Origin of the sequence: Pantoea sp. E2023-21, from assembly GCF_051302795.1 — a bacterium.
Taxonomy (GTDB): Bacteria; Pseudomonadota; Gammaproteobacteria; order Enterobacterales; family Enterobacteriaceae; genus Pantoea; species Pantoea ludwigii_A.
In genome coordinates this window covers 2,274,274-2,288,165 of sequence record NZ_CP195344.1, presented here as the reverse complement: position 1 = coordinate 2,288,165, position 13,892 = coordinate 2,274,274, and the positions used below count along the sequence as shown (strand labels likewise).

12 protein-coding genes are annotated in these 13,892 nt (G+C 54.9%); 9 read left to right on the top strand and 3 right to left on the bottom strand.

Annotated features, from left to right (window positions below):
• Positions 1–90 precede the first annotated feature (90 nt).
• The 4 genes from mazG (at position 91) to queE (ending at position 4,957) form a co-directional block, all read left to right on the top strand.
• Positions 91–882 (top strand): nucleoside triphosphate pyrophosphohydrolase, encoded by a 792-nt coding sequence (gene mazG, locus ACRQ84_RS10805; RefSeq protein WP_483816030.1) that lies wholly within the window; start codon positions 91–93, stop codon positions 880–882.
• Between the two features lie 241 nt (positions 883–1,123).
• Complete coding sequence (gene pyrG / locus ACRQ84_RS10800; RefSeq protein ID WP_064738024.1) at positions 1,124–2,761, top strand: glutamine hydrolyzing CTP synthase; 1,638 nt, start codon at positions 1,124–1,126, stop codon at positions 2,759–2,761.
• 75 nt (positions 2,762–2,836) lie between these two features.
• Positions 2,837–4,135 (top strand): phosphopyruvate hydratase, encoded by a 1,299-nt coding sequence (eno, locus tag ACRQ84_RS10795; protein WP_064738023.1) that lies wholly within the window; start codon positions 2,837–2,839, stop codon positions 4,133–4,135.
• A gap of 150 nt (positions 4,136–4,285) precedes the next feature.
• The gene (queE, locus tag ACRQ84_RS10790; protein ID WP_483816029.1) at positions 4,286–4,957 is read left to right on the top strand and encodes a 7-carboxy-7-deazaguanine synthase QueE; all 672 of its coding nucleotides are present in this window, start codon (positions 4,286–4,288) and stop codon (positions 4,955–4,957) included.
• Between the two features lie 54 nt (positions 4,958–5,011).
• Here queE and queD read toward each other — a convergent pair whose 3' ends face one another.
• A complete protein-coding gene (queD, locus tag ACRQ84_RS10785) occupies positions 5,012–5,371 on the bottom strand; it encodes a 6-carboxytetrahydropterin synthase QueD (RefSeq protein ID WP_064738021.1) in 360 nt (119 codons plus the stop codon).
• A gap of 297 nt (positions 5,372–5,668) precedes the next feature.
• On the opposite strand from queD, the gene cysJ reads away from it, so the two are divergent.
• From cysJ to ACRQ84_RS10770, 3 genes are read left to right on the top strand one after another with little or no spacing between them, the layout of a single operon-like run.
• Positions 5,669–7,471: an NADPH-dependent assimilatory sulfite reductase flavoprotein subunit gene (gene cysJ, locus ACRQ84_RS10780; RefSeq protein ID WP_483816028.1), complete on the top strand. Its 1,803-nt coding sequence runs from the start codon at positions 5,669–5,671 to the stop codon at positions 7,469–7,471.
• Positions 7,471–9,195: an assimilatory sulfite reductase (NADPH) hemoprotein subunit gene (gene cysI / locus ACRQ84_RS10775; RefSeq protein WP_483816027.1), complete on the top strand. Its 1,725-nt coding sequence runs from the start codon at positions 7,471–7,473 to the stop codon at positions 9,193–9,195. The genes cysJ and cysI overlap by 1 nt, the downstream gene beginning before the upstream one ends.
• Positions 9,192–9,926 (top strand): phosphoadenylyl-sulfate reductase, encoded by a 735-nt coding sequence (locus ACRQ84_RS10770; RefSeq protein WP_483816026.1) that lies wholly within the window; start codon positions 9,192–9,194, stop codon positions 9,924–9,926. The genes cysI and ACRQ84_RS10770 overlap by 4 nt, the downstream gene beginning before the upstream one ends.
• A gap of 64 nt (positions 9,927–9,990) precedes the next feature.
• Here ACRQ84_RS10770 and ACRQ84_RS10765 read toward each other — a convergent pair whose 3' ends face one another.
• Complete coding sequence (locus ACRQ84_RS10765) at positions 9,991–10,275, bottom strand: YciI family protein (protein ID WP_483816025.1); 285 nt, start codon at positions 10,273–10,275, stop codon at positions 9,991–9,993.
• 9 nt (positions 10,276–10,284) lie between these two features.
• On the bottom strand, positions 10,285–11,307 hold the full coding sequence (locus ACRQ84_RS10760) for an aminopeptidase (RefSeq protein WP_064738016.1): 1,023 nt from the start codon (positions 11,305–11,307) through the stop codon (positions 10,285–10,287).
• A 248-nt stretch (positions 11,308–11,555) separates the two neighbouring features.
• On the opposite strand from ACRQ84_RS10760, the gene cysG reads away from it, so the two are divergent.
• Positions 11,556–12,971 (top strand): siroheme synthase CysG, encoded by a 1,416-nt coding sequence (gene cysG, locus ACRQ84_RS10755; protein ID WP_483816024.1) that lies wholly within the window; start codon positions 11,556–11,558, stop codon positions 12,969–12,971.
• 9 nt (positions 12,972–12,980) lie between these two features.
• The gene (cysD, locus tag ACRQ84_RS10750; RefSeq protein ID WP_007893231.1) at positions 12,981–13,889 is read left to right on the top strand and encodes a sulfate adenylyltransferase subunit CysD; all 909 of its coding nucleotides are present in this window, start codon (positions 12,981–12,983) and stop codon (positions 13,887–13,889) included.
• The last annotated feature ends 3 nt before the right edge of the window (positions 13,890–13,892 follow it).

Genomic DNA, 13,892 nt, shown 5'->3' with positions numbered 1-13,892 from the left:
AGGTCGCCATGAATGGCGACCCTACAAATTACGCCGTAGGGTCGCCATTCATGGCGACCTTTTTACATACCAGCCCCAAAGGATCCTCTCATGACGCCCTTAAACCGCCTGCTCACCATCATGCAAACCTTGCGCGACCCGGAGCGCGGCTGCCCGTGGGATCGTCAGCAAACCTTTACCTCGATCGCGCCCTACACGCTGGAAGAAACCTACGAAGTGATCGATGCCATTCAGCGTGAAGATTTTGCCGATCTGCGTGGTGAACTCGGCGATCTGCTGTTTCAGGTGGTGTTCTATGCGCAGATGGCGGATGAGCAGCAGCGCTTTAACTTCGACGACATCTGTAACGCCATCAGCGACAAACTTGAGCGCCGTCATCCGCACATTTTTGGCGATGTTCAGGCCGAAACCAGCGAAGACGTGCTGAAAAACTGGGAAGCGATTAAGCACAGCGAGCGCGCGGAAAAATCGCAGCATTCCGCGCTGGATGACATCCCCAAAGCGCTGCCGGCATTAATGCGTGCGCACAAAATTCAGAAGCGTTGCAGCACGGTGGGATTTGACTGGAATAATCTCGGCCCGGTGCTGGATAAAGTGCATGAAGAGATCGATGAAGTGATGCACGAAGCGCAACAAGCGGTGGTGGATAATGACAAGCTGGAAGAGGAAATCGGTGATTTGCTGTTTGCCACCGTCAATTTGTCGCGTCATTTAGGCAGCAAAGCTGAAGTCGCTTTGCAGAAAGCTAACGATAAATTTGAGCGCCGCTTCCGCGAGGTTGAAGCCATCATTGCCTCACAGGGGTTGGCGATGAGCGATGCCACGTTGGATCAAATGGAAACAGCCTGGCAGCAGGTGAAAGTGAATGAGAACAAGCAGTAAGCGAATCTGGCGATTATTCCAGCGCTGCGCATAAATTCGCCGCTTGAGCTTACTCGATTCAGCCTTGCAGCGACTTTGTGACGTACATCAACATTTCACACCATGCTATCCGCTATGTTACCGGCTTACCTGTGGAGGACGATGGTGTGATTCATCAATTGTGGCTTAAGACGACTTCAAGTATACTATTTTCCCGTCTTGGTTATTCCACCGTCTTTAAACCTAAACTCTCAGGTTCAGCATGACAACGAATTATATTTTTGTGACCGGCGGGGTCGTTTCCTCTCTGGGCAAAGGCATTGCCGCAGCCTCCCTCGCAGCCATCCTTGAAGCACGTGGTCTTAATGTGACCATCATGAAACTCGATCCGTACATCAACGTCGATCCGGGTACCATGAGCCCAACGCAACATGGTGAAGTGTATGTCACCGATGATGGGGCCGAAACCGATCTGGATTTAGGTCACTACGAGCGCTTCATCCGCACTAAAATGTCGCGCCGTAACAACTTTACGACCGGTCGTATTTACTCAGAAGTGCTGCGCAAAGAGCGTCGCGGTGACTATCTGGGCGCCACGATTCAGGTTATCCCGCACATCACCAATGCCATCAAAGAACGCATCATTGAAGGCGGCGAAGGCCATGACGTCGTTCTGGTTGAGATTGGCGGAACCGTGGGTGATATCGAATCGCTGCCGTTCCTCGAAGCGATTCGCCAGATGGCGGTCGATGTCGGTCGTGAACACACCATGTATATGCACCTGACGCTGGTGCCGTATATGGCGGCCGCAGGCGAAGTGAAAACCAAGCCAACCCAGCATTCAGTGAAAGAGCTATTGTCGATTGGCATTCAGCCAGACGTGCTGATTTGCCGTTCTGACCGCGCTGTGCCGGCTAACGAACGCGCCAAAATTGCGCTGTTCTGTAACGTGCCGGAAAAAGCGGTTATTTCCCTGAAAGATGTGGATTCCATCTACAAAATTCCAGGCATGCTGAAATCGCAGGGTCTGGATGATTACATCTGCAAGCGTTTCAATCTGAACGCACCGGAAGCGAACCTGGCCGAATGGGAACAGGTTATTTACGAAGAAGCCAATCCGGGCGGCGAAGTTACCATCGGTATGGTCGGCAAATATGTCGAGCTGCCGGATGCGTACAAATCAGTGATTGAAGCGTTGAAACACGGCGGCCTGAAAAATCGCGTCACCGTGAATATCAAGCTGATCGACTCACAGGATGTTGAAACGCGTGGTGTCGAATTACTGAAAGATCTCGATGCTATTCTGATCCCTGGCGGCTTCGGCTACCGCGGTGTGGAAGGCAAGATGATGACGGCGCAATACGCCCGTGAGAACAACGTGCCTTACCTGGGTATTTGCCTGGGCATGCAGGTTGCGCTGATGGAATTTGCCCGCAACGTTGCCGGTATGGAAGGCGCGAACTCTACTGAATTTGTGCCAGACTGTAAGTATCCGGTGGTTGCGCTTATCACCGAATGGCGTGACGAAGAGGGCAACGTTGAACAACGTACTGAGCAGAGCGATTTGGGCGGCACCATGCGTCTGGGCAGCCAGCAGTGCCAGTTGACGCCGGAAAGCAAAGTGCGTCAGTTGTACGGTTCTGAAATCATTACCGAACGCCACCGTCATCGTTACGAAGTAAACAATATGTTGCTGAAGCCGATTGAAGCGGCGGGTCTGCATATTGCAGGTCGTTCTGGCGACGATCAGCTTGTTGAGATCATTGAGATCCCGAATCATCCGTGGTTTGTTGCCTGTCAGTTCCACCCGGAATTCACGTCGACCCCACGCGATGGTCATCCGCTGTTCGCTGGCTTTGTGAAAGCCGCGCAGGAGCACCAGAAGCGTTTAGCGAAGTAAGTTTCACGAGCAACGCGCGAACTTTTCGCGCGTTGCTTGTCTTAGGATTGACTAACTTGTACTGAGGAAAATCGAATGTCCAAAATCGTAAAAGTCATCGGTCGCGAAATCATCGACTCCCGTGGCAACCCAACTGTAGAAGCAGAAGTGCATCTGGAAGGCGGTTTCGTTGGTCTGGCTGCTGCGCCATCAGGTGCATCTACCGGTTCTCGCGAAGCACTGGAACTGCGTGACGGTGACAAATCTCGTTTCCTGGGCAAAGGCGTAACCAAAGCGGTTGCGGCTGTTAACGGTCCTATCGCTAACGCGGTAACCGGTAAGGATGCCAAAGACCAGGCGAACATCGATAAGATCATGATCGAGCTGGACGGTACTGAGAACAAATCTAACTTCGGTGCTAACGCCATTCTGGCGGTTTCACTGGCTGCTGCTAAAGCCGCTGCTGCCTCTAAAGGCCTGCCGCTGTACGCACACATCGCTGAACTGAACGGCACCCCGGGCAAATACTCTATGCCGCTGCCAATGATGAACATCATCAACGGTGGTGAGCACGCCGACAACAACGTCGACATCCAGGAATTCATGATTCAGCCCGTTGGCGCGCCAACCCTGAAAGAAGCGATTCGCATGGGTTCTGAAGTCTTCCATCACCTGGCGAAAGTGCTGAAGTCTAAAGGCATGAGCACCGCAGTGGGTGACGAAGGTGGCTACGCGCCAAACCTGGGTTCTAACGCCGAAGCGCTGGCTGTTATCGCTGAAGCGGTAAAAGCTGCAGGCTACGAGCTGGGCAAAGACATCACCCTGGCGATGGACTGCGCAGCATCTGAATTCTACAAAGACGGCAAATATGTGCTGGCTGGCGAAGGCAACAAAGCCTTCACTTCAGAAGAGTTCACTCACTTCCTGGAAGACCTGACCAAACAGTACCCAATCGTTTCTATCGAAGATGGTCTGGACGAATCTGACTGGGCTGGTTTCGCATACCAGACCAAAGTGCTGGGCGATAAAATCCAGCTGGTGGGTGACGATCTGTTCGTAACCAACACCAAAATCCTGAAAGAAGGTATCGATAAAGGCATTGCTAACTCCATCCTGATCAAATTCAACCAGATCGGTTCACTGACCGAAACTCTGGCTGCAATCAAGATGGCGAAAGATGCTGGTTACACCGCGGTGATTTCACACCGTTCAGGTGAAACCGAAGACGCAACCATCGCTGACCTGGCGGTAGGTACTGCGGCTGGCCAGATCAAAACCGGTTCTATGAGCCGTTCTGACCGTGTTGCTAAGTACAACCAGCTGATTCGTATCGAAGAAGCGCTGGGCAGCAAAGCACCGTTCAACGGTCTGAAAGAAGTTAAAGGCCAGGCGTAATCGTCTGAGTATGCTGCCTGCGGGCAGCATCGTCTGAATTAAGCCCCGCCTTGTGCGGGGCTTTTGCTTTTATTTGGCACGAAGCAGCTGTTACTCGGCGCAAAAGATCTGCCATAATCTGCGCCTCAAATTTTTAGACGTGAGTAAAAAATGTTCTACCCGATTAACGAAATGTTCCAGACGCTGCAGGGCGAAGGTTTTTATACCGGTGTTCCGGCGCTGTTCATCCGCTTACAAGGATGTCCGGTGGGCTGTAGCTGGTGTGATACCAAACATACCTGGGAAACGCGTGCAGATCGGGAGACCTCGCTGGGCGATATTCTGGTGAAAACCGTCGAAAGCGATGCCTGGGGCAACGCCGATGCCGCGATGCTGATCGACACTATTCAGCGCCAGGGCTGGACCGCACGTCACGTAGTGATTACCGGCGGTGAACCGGCGATTTTTGATCTGCGTCCACTGACGGAAGCCTTAGAAGCGGCAGGCTTTGCGTGCCAGATCGAAACCAGCGGCACGCACGACGTGCAGTGTTCTGATGCAACCTGGGTGACAGTTTCACCAAAGGTAAATATGCGCGGCGGTTACGACGTATTGCCGCAGGCATTGCAACGTGCAGATGAAATCAAACATCCGGTGGCGCGTGAGCGCGATGTTGAAGCGTTAGATGCGTTGCTGGCAGGATTGCACGACGATAAAAAGCGCATTGTCGCGCTGCAACCGATCAGCCGTGGCGATGCGGCCACTAAACTCTGTATCGAGACCTGCATCGCCCGCAACTGGCGGCTTTCCATGCAGACGCACAAATATCTGAATATCGCCTGAGTTGTAGGGTCGCCATTCAGGCGACCTCACTCAACGGTTACTGCTTTACTGACCTCAACCGCGATACACGCAGCCAGCGGTACAGGTCTCTTTTATCATCACCGCGCTCAACTCTGGCAGAATCGGCTTCATCTGATCCCAAATCCACTTTGCCAGCACTTCACTGGTGGGATTTTCCAGACCTGGAATGTCATTCAGATAGTGATGATCGAGGCGTTCGTAGAGGGGGTTAAACGCCGCCTTCAGTTCGGCAAAATCCATCACCCAACCGGTATGCGCATCCACTTCACCGGTGATTTCTAATCGCACCAGGAATGAATGGCCGTGCAAACGGCCACACTTGTGGCCTTCTGGCACATGCGGTAAGCGATGAGCAGATTCAAACTGGAACTCTTTAAATAACGTGGTAGACATAATGGCTCTCAGACTTAAAAACCGCTGAAGTCTACCTGAATTGCAGATTTTTCGCACCCGCTGGCAGTGAAAAGGGCATTTTGCGGCTTTTCAACATCTAAACGACTAATTAACTCATTGAATCATATCGTCTTCATTTACCACTTTTGCTGGTTAACTTTACCCGAAAAACCACTTAGTCATTTTGGTTATTTAATATGTCGAAGGCGTATTTAATCGTTAATATACAGCCCGGTAACCTACGCATTCTTTCGCAGCATATTGATCCGGACTTCTGACACTGGAATTTTTAACGCAATGACGACTCAGGCACCAGGTTCACTGCTTCCGTTATCACCGGAGCAACTCGCGCGCTTACAGGCGGCGACCACGGATTTCAACACCACTCAGATGGCCTGGCTCTCCGGCTATTTCTGGGGCATGGTCAATCAAACGCCGGGTGCGGTTGCCGCGCCAGCGCCTGTTCAGGCTGAAACCCCGACCATCACACTGATCTCCGCCTCGCAAACCGGTAACGCGCGCCGCCTGGCCGAGCAGCTGCGTGATGACCTGCTGGCGGCGAAGCTGAACGTCAATCTGGTTAACGCTGGTGATTACAAATTCAAGCAGATCGGCCAGGAAAAACTGCTGGTGGTGGTGACCTCCACGCAAGGCGAAGGCGAGCCACCGGAAGAAGCGGTGGCGCTGCACAAGTTCTTGCTGTCAAAGAAAGCGCCGAAGTTTGAGGGCACGGCGTTTGCAGTGTTCGGCCTTGGCGACACCTCTTATGAGTTTTTCAGCAAAGCCGGTAAAGACTTCGATGAGCGTCTGGCGGAGCTGGGTGCAGAACGTCTGCTGGATCGCGTCGATGCCGATGTGGAATACAAAGATCAGGCGAACGCGTGGCGTCAGCAGATCACTGAAATTTTGAAAGCGCGTGTGCCGAGCGAATCGCCCGCACAGGCCGCCGTCACTGCGGCGGGCAGCGTCAATCTGATCGACAGCAGCCCATACAGCAAAGAAGAGCCGCTGGTCGCCAGCTTTGCGGCTAATCAGAAGATCACCGGACGCGATTCGGATAAAGATGTTCGTCACATTGAGATCGACCTTGGCGATTCTGGCCTGCGCTATCAGCCGGGCGATGCGCTGGGCGTGTGGTTTGAAAACGATGCCGAACTGGTGCAGGAACTGCTGCAGCTGGTATGGCTGAAAGGTGACGAGCAAGTTGTGGTGCAGGGCAAAACGCTGCCGCTGGCTGAAGCGCTGAAAACGCATTTCGAACTGACGGTTAACACGCCACAAATCGTCGAGCAGTACGCGGCGCTGTCCCGCAATGACGCGCTGTTGGCGCTGGCCGGTGACAAGCCGAAGCTGCAGAGCTATGCGCAGAGCTTCCCGATTGTCGATATGGTTCGTCAGGCACCGACTGAACTGAATGCTGAACAATTAGCCGGCCTGCTGCGTCCGCTGACGCCGCGCCTTTACTCCATCGCCTCATCGCAGGCGGAGAACGAAACCGAAGTGCACATCACTGTGGGTGCGGTGCGCTTTGAAATCGACGGTCGCCAGCGTGGCGGCGGAGCCTCAACGTGGTTAGCGGATCGCATCGAGGAAGAGGGCGAAATCCGCGTGTTCATCGAGCACAACGACAACTTCCGCTTACCGGCTAATCCGGAAACGCCAGTGATCATGATTGGTCCGGGCACCGGCATCGCACCGTTCCGCGCCTTTATGCAGCAGCGCGATAACGATGGCGCAGGCGGCAAAAACTGGCTGTTCTTTGGCAACCCGCACTTCACCGATGATTTCCTTTATCAGGTGGAGTGGCAGAAGTATGTCAAAGATGGCCTGCTGACTAATATTGATCTGGCATGGTCGCGCGATCAGGCTGAGAAAATTTACGTACAAGATAAAATCCGCGCCAAAGGGGCGGAGGTGTGGAGCTGGTTACAGGAAGGCGCGCACCTTTACGTCTGCGGCGACGCTAATCGCATGGCGAAAGACGTTGAGCAGGCATTACTGGATGTGGTGGTCGAACACGGCGCTATGGATCGTGAAACGGCTGACGAATTTTTAAGTGAGCTGCGCATTGAGCGCCGTTATCAGCGAGACGTTTACTAATGAGCGAAAAACATCCTGGACCGCTGGTCGTTGAAGGCAAGCTGGTCGACGCTGAGCGTCTGAAAAAACAGAGTAACTACCTGCGCGGCACCATCCTCGACGATCTCGACGATGGCCTGACCGGTGGCTTCACCGGCGATAACTTCCTGCTGATCCGTTTTCACGGCATGTACCAGCAGGATGACCGTGATATCCGTGCCGAGCGCGCGGCGCAGAAACTGGAACCGCGTCACGCCATGATGCTGCGTTGCCGTCTGCCGGGCGGCATCATCACGCCAACGCAGTGGCTGGCGATTGATAAATTCGCCACCGATAAAACCATTTACGGCAGCATCCGTTTGACCAACCGTCAGACCTTCCAGTTTCACGGCATTTTGAAGAAGAACGTCAAGCCGACGCACCAGATGCTGCACGAAGTTGGACTGGACGCACTGGCAACCGCCAACGACGTGAACCGTAACGTGTTATGCACCTCGAACCCGGTGGAATCAGAGCTGCATCAGGAAGCGTACGAGTGGGCGAAAAAGCTCTCAGAGCATCTGCTGCCGCAAACCCGTGCTTACGCTGAAATCTGGTGGGACAAAGAGAAGGTCGCGACCACCGATAAAGAGCCGATTCTCGGTGAAACCTATCTGCCGCGTAAATTCAAAACCACGGTTGTAGTGCCGCCGCATAACGATGTCGATCTGCACGCTAATGATTTGAACTTTATCGCTATTGCTGAGAACGGCAAGCTGATTGGCTTTAACCTGCTGGTCGGCGGCGGATTGTCGATCGATCACGGTAACAAAGCCACCTATGCGCGCACCGCGAGTGAGTTCGGCTTCCTGCCGGTCGAGAAGATTCTCGACGTGGCGGCTGCGGTTGTCACCACGCAGCGCGATTGGGGCAACCGTACCGATCGTAAAAATGCCAAGACTAAGTACACGCTGGAACGCGTCGGCGTTGACACCTTCAAAGCGGAAGTGGAAAAACGTGCTGGCCTGACTTTCGAACCGATTCGTCCGTATGCGTTCACCACACGCGGCGACCGCATTGGCTGGGTGAAGGGCATCGATAAAAAATGGCACCTGACGCTGTTTATTGAGAACGGTCGCTTGCTCGATTATCCAGGTCGTCCGCTGAAGCGCGGTATTGCCGAAATCGCCAAAATCCATCAGGGCGATTTTCGTCTCACCGCTAACCAGAACCTGATTGTGGCGGGCGTATCTGAGGAGCAAAAGGCGCAGATTGAAGCCATCGCCCGTGAACACGGTTTGATGGAAGCGGTGACGGCGCAGCGTGAGAACTCAATGGCATGCGTGGCGTTCCCGACCTGCCCGCTGGCGATGGCCGAAGCCGAGCGCTTCCTGCCGTCGTTCGTCACCAAAGTGGAAGCGATCATGCATCAGCATGGCGTTGGCCAAGAGCACATTGTGCTACGCGTTACCGGTTGCCCGAACGGTTGCGGACGTGCTTTGCTGGCGGAGTTGGGTCTGGTGGGGAAAGCGCCGGGCCGTTACAACTTACATATTGGCGGCAACCGTGAAGGCACACGCATTCCGCGCATGTATCGCGAAAACATCAACGAAGGCGAAATCCTCGCCAGCATCGATGAGCTGGTAGGGCGCTGGGCAACCGAGCGTCAGGCCGATGAGGGCTTCGGTGACTTCGTGATTCGCGCAGGCATTATCAAAGCCGTGGTTGATCCCGCCCGTGATTTTTGGGACTCGGAGGCAGTATGACGGTACTCGATCTCGCAGCACTGAATGGTTCATCAAAAGTTGACCGCATCATGGCGTTGGCCGAAAGCAACGTGCAGCTGGAGAAGCGCTCGGCTGAAGAGCGCGTAAGCTGGGCGTTGGAACATTTGCCAGGCGCGTTTGTGCTGTCATCCAGTTTTGGTATTCAGGCGGCGGTTCTGCTGCATATGGTGACGCAGCAGAAGCCGGACATTCCGGTGATCCTCACCGATACCGGTTATCTGTTCCCGGAAACCTATCGCTTTATTGATGAGCTGACCGACAAGCTCAATCTTAACCTGCAGATCTTCCGTGCTGAGACGTCAGCGGCATGGCAGGAAGCGCGTTACGGCAAACTGTGGGAGCAGGGCGTCGAAGGGATTGAGCAGTATAACCAGATCAACAAAGTGGAACCGATGAATCGCGCGCTGGAAACGTTGGAGGCGCAAACCTGGTTTGCTGGCTTGCGCCGCGATCAATCTGGCAGTCGTGCCAGTTTGCCGGTGCTGGCGGTACAGCGCGGCGTGTTCAAGATTCTGCCGATTATTGATTGGGATAACCGTCAGGTGCATCAGTATCTGAAGCAGCACGGATTGAAATACCATCCGCTGTGGGATGAAGGTTATCTGTCAGTGGGCGATACGCACACCACCAAAAAGTGGGAGCCGGGCATGGCAGAAGAAGAGACGCGTTTCTTCGGCCTGAAGCGTGAGTGCGGATTGCATGAAGGTTGATTAGCAGGTCGGCATAAATGCCGACCCTACAACGTAGGGAGCGCATTCATGCGCTCCTTTTTATTCACCCCTCTTGCAACCCCGCAAACTCCTCCGCCGCACGCGTCACATTCACCTTCGTCACCTCATAATGCGCTACCGCGACAAACGGATCTTCCGCCAGGAGGGTATCCAGCCGCGCGCGATCGATATCTTTCACCATGATCATGCCGCCGGTACGCGGATCTTTACGTCCCGCCGCAATAAACACGCCATTGGCGAAATAGCGATCCAGCCACTCGATATGCGGCGCCAGCAACGCTTCCACTTCTTCTACCGGACGAAAATAGTTCAGATATACCACGTACATAGTGAATCCTCAGGTTGTCGGATTAGCGAGCTCGGTTAACAGCGGCAGTAAGATCTTCACGCTGTCATGCGTGCGTTGGGTTATACGGCCAGGCAGCCAGCGGTCAAGATAATTCAGGTTATCGCGTTCGGTTTGGTGGCGTACATTGCCGTCCGGGAAATGGCGGGAATGCGCGCGTTGCTGCTGTCCATCTTTGTTGCCCAGCGCCCAATTGGCAGCGGTGACATCCATTAAGGGCATGCCGGCTTTATCAAACGGATTTACGCCGGGATAATCGCGGGCGGTCATCGCGTGACTCGCCGCTGAGATACCGTAACGGTGCGCCAGTTGTACGGCGCGCGCACTGGTCTGCTTGCGCACCGCCGAGGGTGTATTGATGCCGCTATTAAAGTAGAGATGATCGCCGACGATCAGGCTGTTGAGATCGATCACCAGCAGCGTATTCTTCTTCTCCTGCGCGCTCATGCGCGCCAGGTAGTCATCCATGCCGTGCAAACCCGCTTCACCGGCGCTTAGCGCCACAAAGCGCACGCCATAGTGCAGCGGCGTTTTGCTCAGCGCCTGCGCCAGTTCCAGCATTACACCAAGCCCGGAGGCGTTGTCATCCACGCCCTGCAAGCGCAGGCCGCCGAGATTGTTATCGGCTTCGTGGCGGCTGAGCGGTGTCCAGGTATCCAGATGCGTGACAATCAGGATCTCCTGCGGTACCGCACCCGCACGCGCAGCAATCACCGAGGTAGCGGTGACTTTATGTGTTCGGATCTCACCTTTTTTCTCTAGCCAGTCATAGCGAGTTTTGAACTGGCGGGTATTACTTTGATATCCCAGTTGGCTGAACTGCTGCTGCAGATAATCGGCAGTCAGCAACTCGGCGGGACTGCCGCTCATGCGGCCGGGGAAATAGGTGGCAATGTGGCGAAGTTGCTGTTCAGCAAAGTGTCCTGGCGCGCTGTTGCTCGCAGCCTGAACAAAGAAAGGCAAACCGCCCGCGAGCAGTGCAGCCAGCACCGTGCGGCGGAAAGTGGCAAACATAATTTTTGTCCTTTTCTGACATCCGGTCATGCTAAAAAAATTCCGACTTAGTATGAAACTGTGACGGCGCTGGCACAATTTGATTTGCTCCGAAACACCAGCAATATCATTTGTTAAGCACAAAATGTTATCAGCAATCCTGGGTCGTTATTCCATTCGGTAACTACTCATTCCAATTCGTAATTTCATCTGTCGGAAGGGCGGGACGTATAGTCGCGTTAACTTATTGTAAAACTAGCAAGGTTAACGTGGATTATCTGCCTCTCTTTGCCGATCTCAAAAGCCGCCCGGTGTTAGTTGTCGGCGGTGGCGAGATTGCTGCGCGCAAAATAGAACTGCTGCGACGTGCCGGTGCGCGCATATTGGTCGCCGCGCGCGAACTCGGCCATGAGCTGCAGGCGCTGCTGGACATTGCGGCAATTGAATGGATTGCCCACCGCTTCGATCCGGCGCAGTTGGATGGCGTTTTCCTGGTGATTGCCGCCACCGATGACAACGTACTCAACGCACAGGTATTCGATGCGGCGAATGCGCGCCACAAGCTGGTGAACGTGGTGGACGATCAGCCGAAATGCAGCTTTATCTTCCCGTCGATTGTTGACCGCTCGCCGCTGGTGGTGGCGATCTCCTCCAGCGGCACTGCGCCGGTGTTAGCGCGTCTGCTGCGTGAAAAAATCGAAGCGTTACTGCCCGTTAATCTCGGACAGATGGCCGAAGTGGCCGGACAGTGGCGCGACAAGGTGAAACAACGCTATCACCGCATGTCTGAGCGTCGTCGTTTCTGGGAACGCGCCTTTAATGGACTGTTCGCCAGCCAGATGGCGGCGGGCAACATTAATGAGGCGCGCCGCACGCTCGATCGTGAGCTGGATAACGACAGTGACAATCAGGGTGAAATCACGCTGGTGGGCGCCGGGCCGGGCGACAGCGGTTTGCTGACGCTGCGTGGCCTGCAGGTGATGCAGCTGGCCGATGTGGTGCTGTATGACCATCTGGTTAGCGACGAAGTATTAGAGCTGGTGCGCCGCGATGCCGATCGGATCTGCGTGGGTAAACGCGCCGGTGCCCATTCGGTGCCGCAGGAAGAGACCAATCAGATGCTGGTGACGCTGGCGCAGCAAGGTAAACGCGTGGTGCGTCTGAAAGGCGGCGATCCGTTTATTTTTGGTCGCGGTGGCGAAGAGTTGCAGGCGGCGCAGGCGGCAGGCATTCCATTCCAGGTGGTGCCGGGGATTACCGCAGCGGCAGGCGCGACGGCGTATGCGGGCATTCCGCTCACCCATCGCGATCACGCCCAGAGCGTGCTGTTTATTACCGGTCACTGTCGCGCGGATGGCGACGACATCGATTGGCCGTCGCTGGCGCGCGCGCGTCAAACGTTAGCGATTTATATGGGCACGGTGAAAGCGGCGGAAATCGCTGCTGGGCTTATCGAGCATGGGCGTGCGGCTTCCACGCCGGTGGCGGTGATTGGCCGCGGCACGCGTCAGGATCAGCAGGTGCTGACCGGCACATTAGATCAACTGGAGGCGCTGGCTGCGGCCGCGCCCACGCCAGCACTGTTAGTGATTGGCGAAGTAGTAAATTTGCACGGGCAATTGGCCTGGTTCCAACATTCGGCACAGCAGGGGGCTCGCGAGTCCGCCGTTGTCAATTTGGCTTGAGGAAAAATTATGGACCAAAATCGTCTTACTCATCTGCGCCAGCTGGAGGCAGAGAGTATCCATATCATCCGCGAGGTGGCGGCCGAGTTCAGCAATCCGGTGATGATGTACTCCATCGGTAAAGACTCCTCGGTAATGCTGCATCTGGCGCGCAAAGCCTTCTATCCGGGCACGCTGCCGTTTCCGCTGCTGCACGTTGATACCGGCTGGAAATTCCGTGAGATGTACGAGTTCCGCGATCGCACCGTAAAAGCGATGGGCGCGGAGCTGCTGGTGCATCGTAACCCGGAAGGTGTGGCGATGGGCATCAACCCGTTCGTCCACGGCAGCGCCAAACATACCGACATCATGAAAACCGAAGGCCTGAAGCAAGCGCTGAACAAATACGGCTTTGATGCGGCCTTTGGCGGCGCACGTCGTGACGAAGAGAAATCGCGTGCGAAAGAGCGTATCTACTCATTCCGCGATCGCTTCCACCGCTGGGACCCGAAAAACCAGCGTCCTGAGCTGTGGCACAACTACAACGGCCAGATTAACAAAGGTGAAAGCATCCGCGTGTTCCCGCTCTCGAACTGGACCGAGCTGGATATCTGGCAGTACATTTTCCTGGAAAATATCGAAATTGTGCCGCTGTACCTCGCCGCACCGCGTCCGGTGCTGGAGCGTGACGGCATGCTGATGATGATCGATGACGACCGTATCGATCTGCAGCCAGGTGAAGTGATCAAACAGCGTATGGTGCGTTTCCGTACGCTCGGCTGCTGGCCGCTAACCGGCGCAGTGGAATCTGAAGCGCAGACGCTGCCAGAAATTATTGAAGAGATGCTGGTCTCCACCACCAGTGAACGCCAGGGACGCGTGATTGACCGCGACCAGGCCGGTTCGATGGAAATGAAGAAACGTCAGGGTTATTTCTAAGGA

Coding starts and splice junctions, on each gene's coding strand:
- cysJ (WP_483816028.1), top strand. CDS start 5,669: ATGACGACTCAGGCACCAGGTTCACTGCTTCCGTTATCACCGGAGCAA.
- cysD (WP_007893231.1), top strand. CDS start 12,981: ATGGACCAAAATCGTCTTACTCATCTGCGCCAGCTGGAGGCAGAGAGT.
- ACRQ84_RS10765 (WP_483816025.1), bottom strand. CDS start 10,275: ATGTACGTGGTATATCTGAACTATTTTCGTCCGGTAGAAGAAGTGGAA.
- queE (WP_483816029.1), top strand. CDS start 4,286: ATGTTCTACCCGATTAACGAAATGTTCCAGACGCTGCAGGGCGAAGGT.
- cysI (WP_483816027.1), top strand. CDS start 7,471: ATGAGCGAAAAACATCCTGGACCGCTGGTCGTTGAAGGCAAGCTGGTC.
- mazG (WP_483816030.1), top strand. CDS start 91: ATGACGCCCTTAAACCGCCTGCTCACCATCATGCAAACCTTGCGCGAC.
- ACRQ84_RS10770 (WP_483816026.1), top strand. CDS start 9,192: ATGACGGTACTCGATCTCGCAGCACTGAATGGTTCATCAAAAGTTGAC.
- pyrG (WP_064738024.1), top strand. CDS start 1,124: ATGACAACGAATTATATTTTTGTGACCGGCGGGGTCGTTTCCTCTCTG.
- ACRQ84_RS10760 (WP_064738016.1), bottom strand. CDS start 11,307: ATGTTTGCCACTTTCCGCCGCACGGTGCTGGCTGCACTGCTCGCGGGC.
- eno (WP_064738023.1), top strand. CDS start 2,837: ATGTCCAAAATCGTAAAAGTCATCGGTCGCGAAATCATCGACTCCCGT.
- queD (WP_064738021.1), bottom strand. CDS start 5,371: ATGTCTACCACGTTATTTAAAGAGTTCCAGTTTGAATCTGCTCATCGC.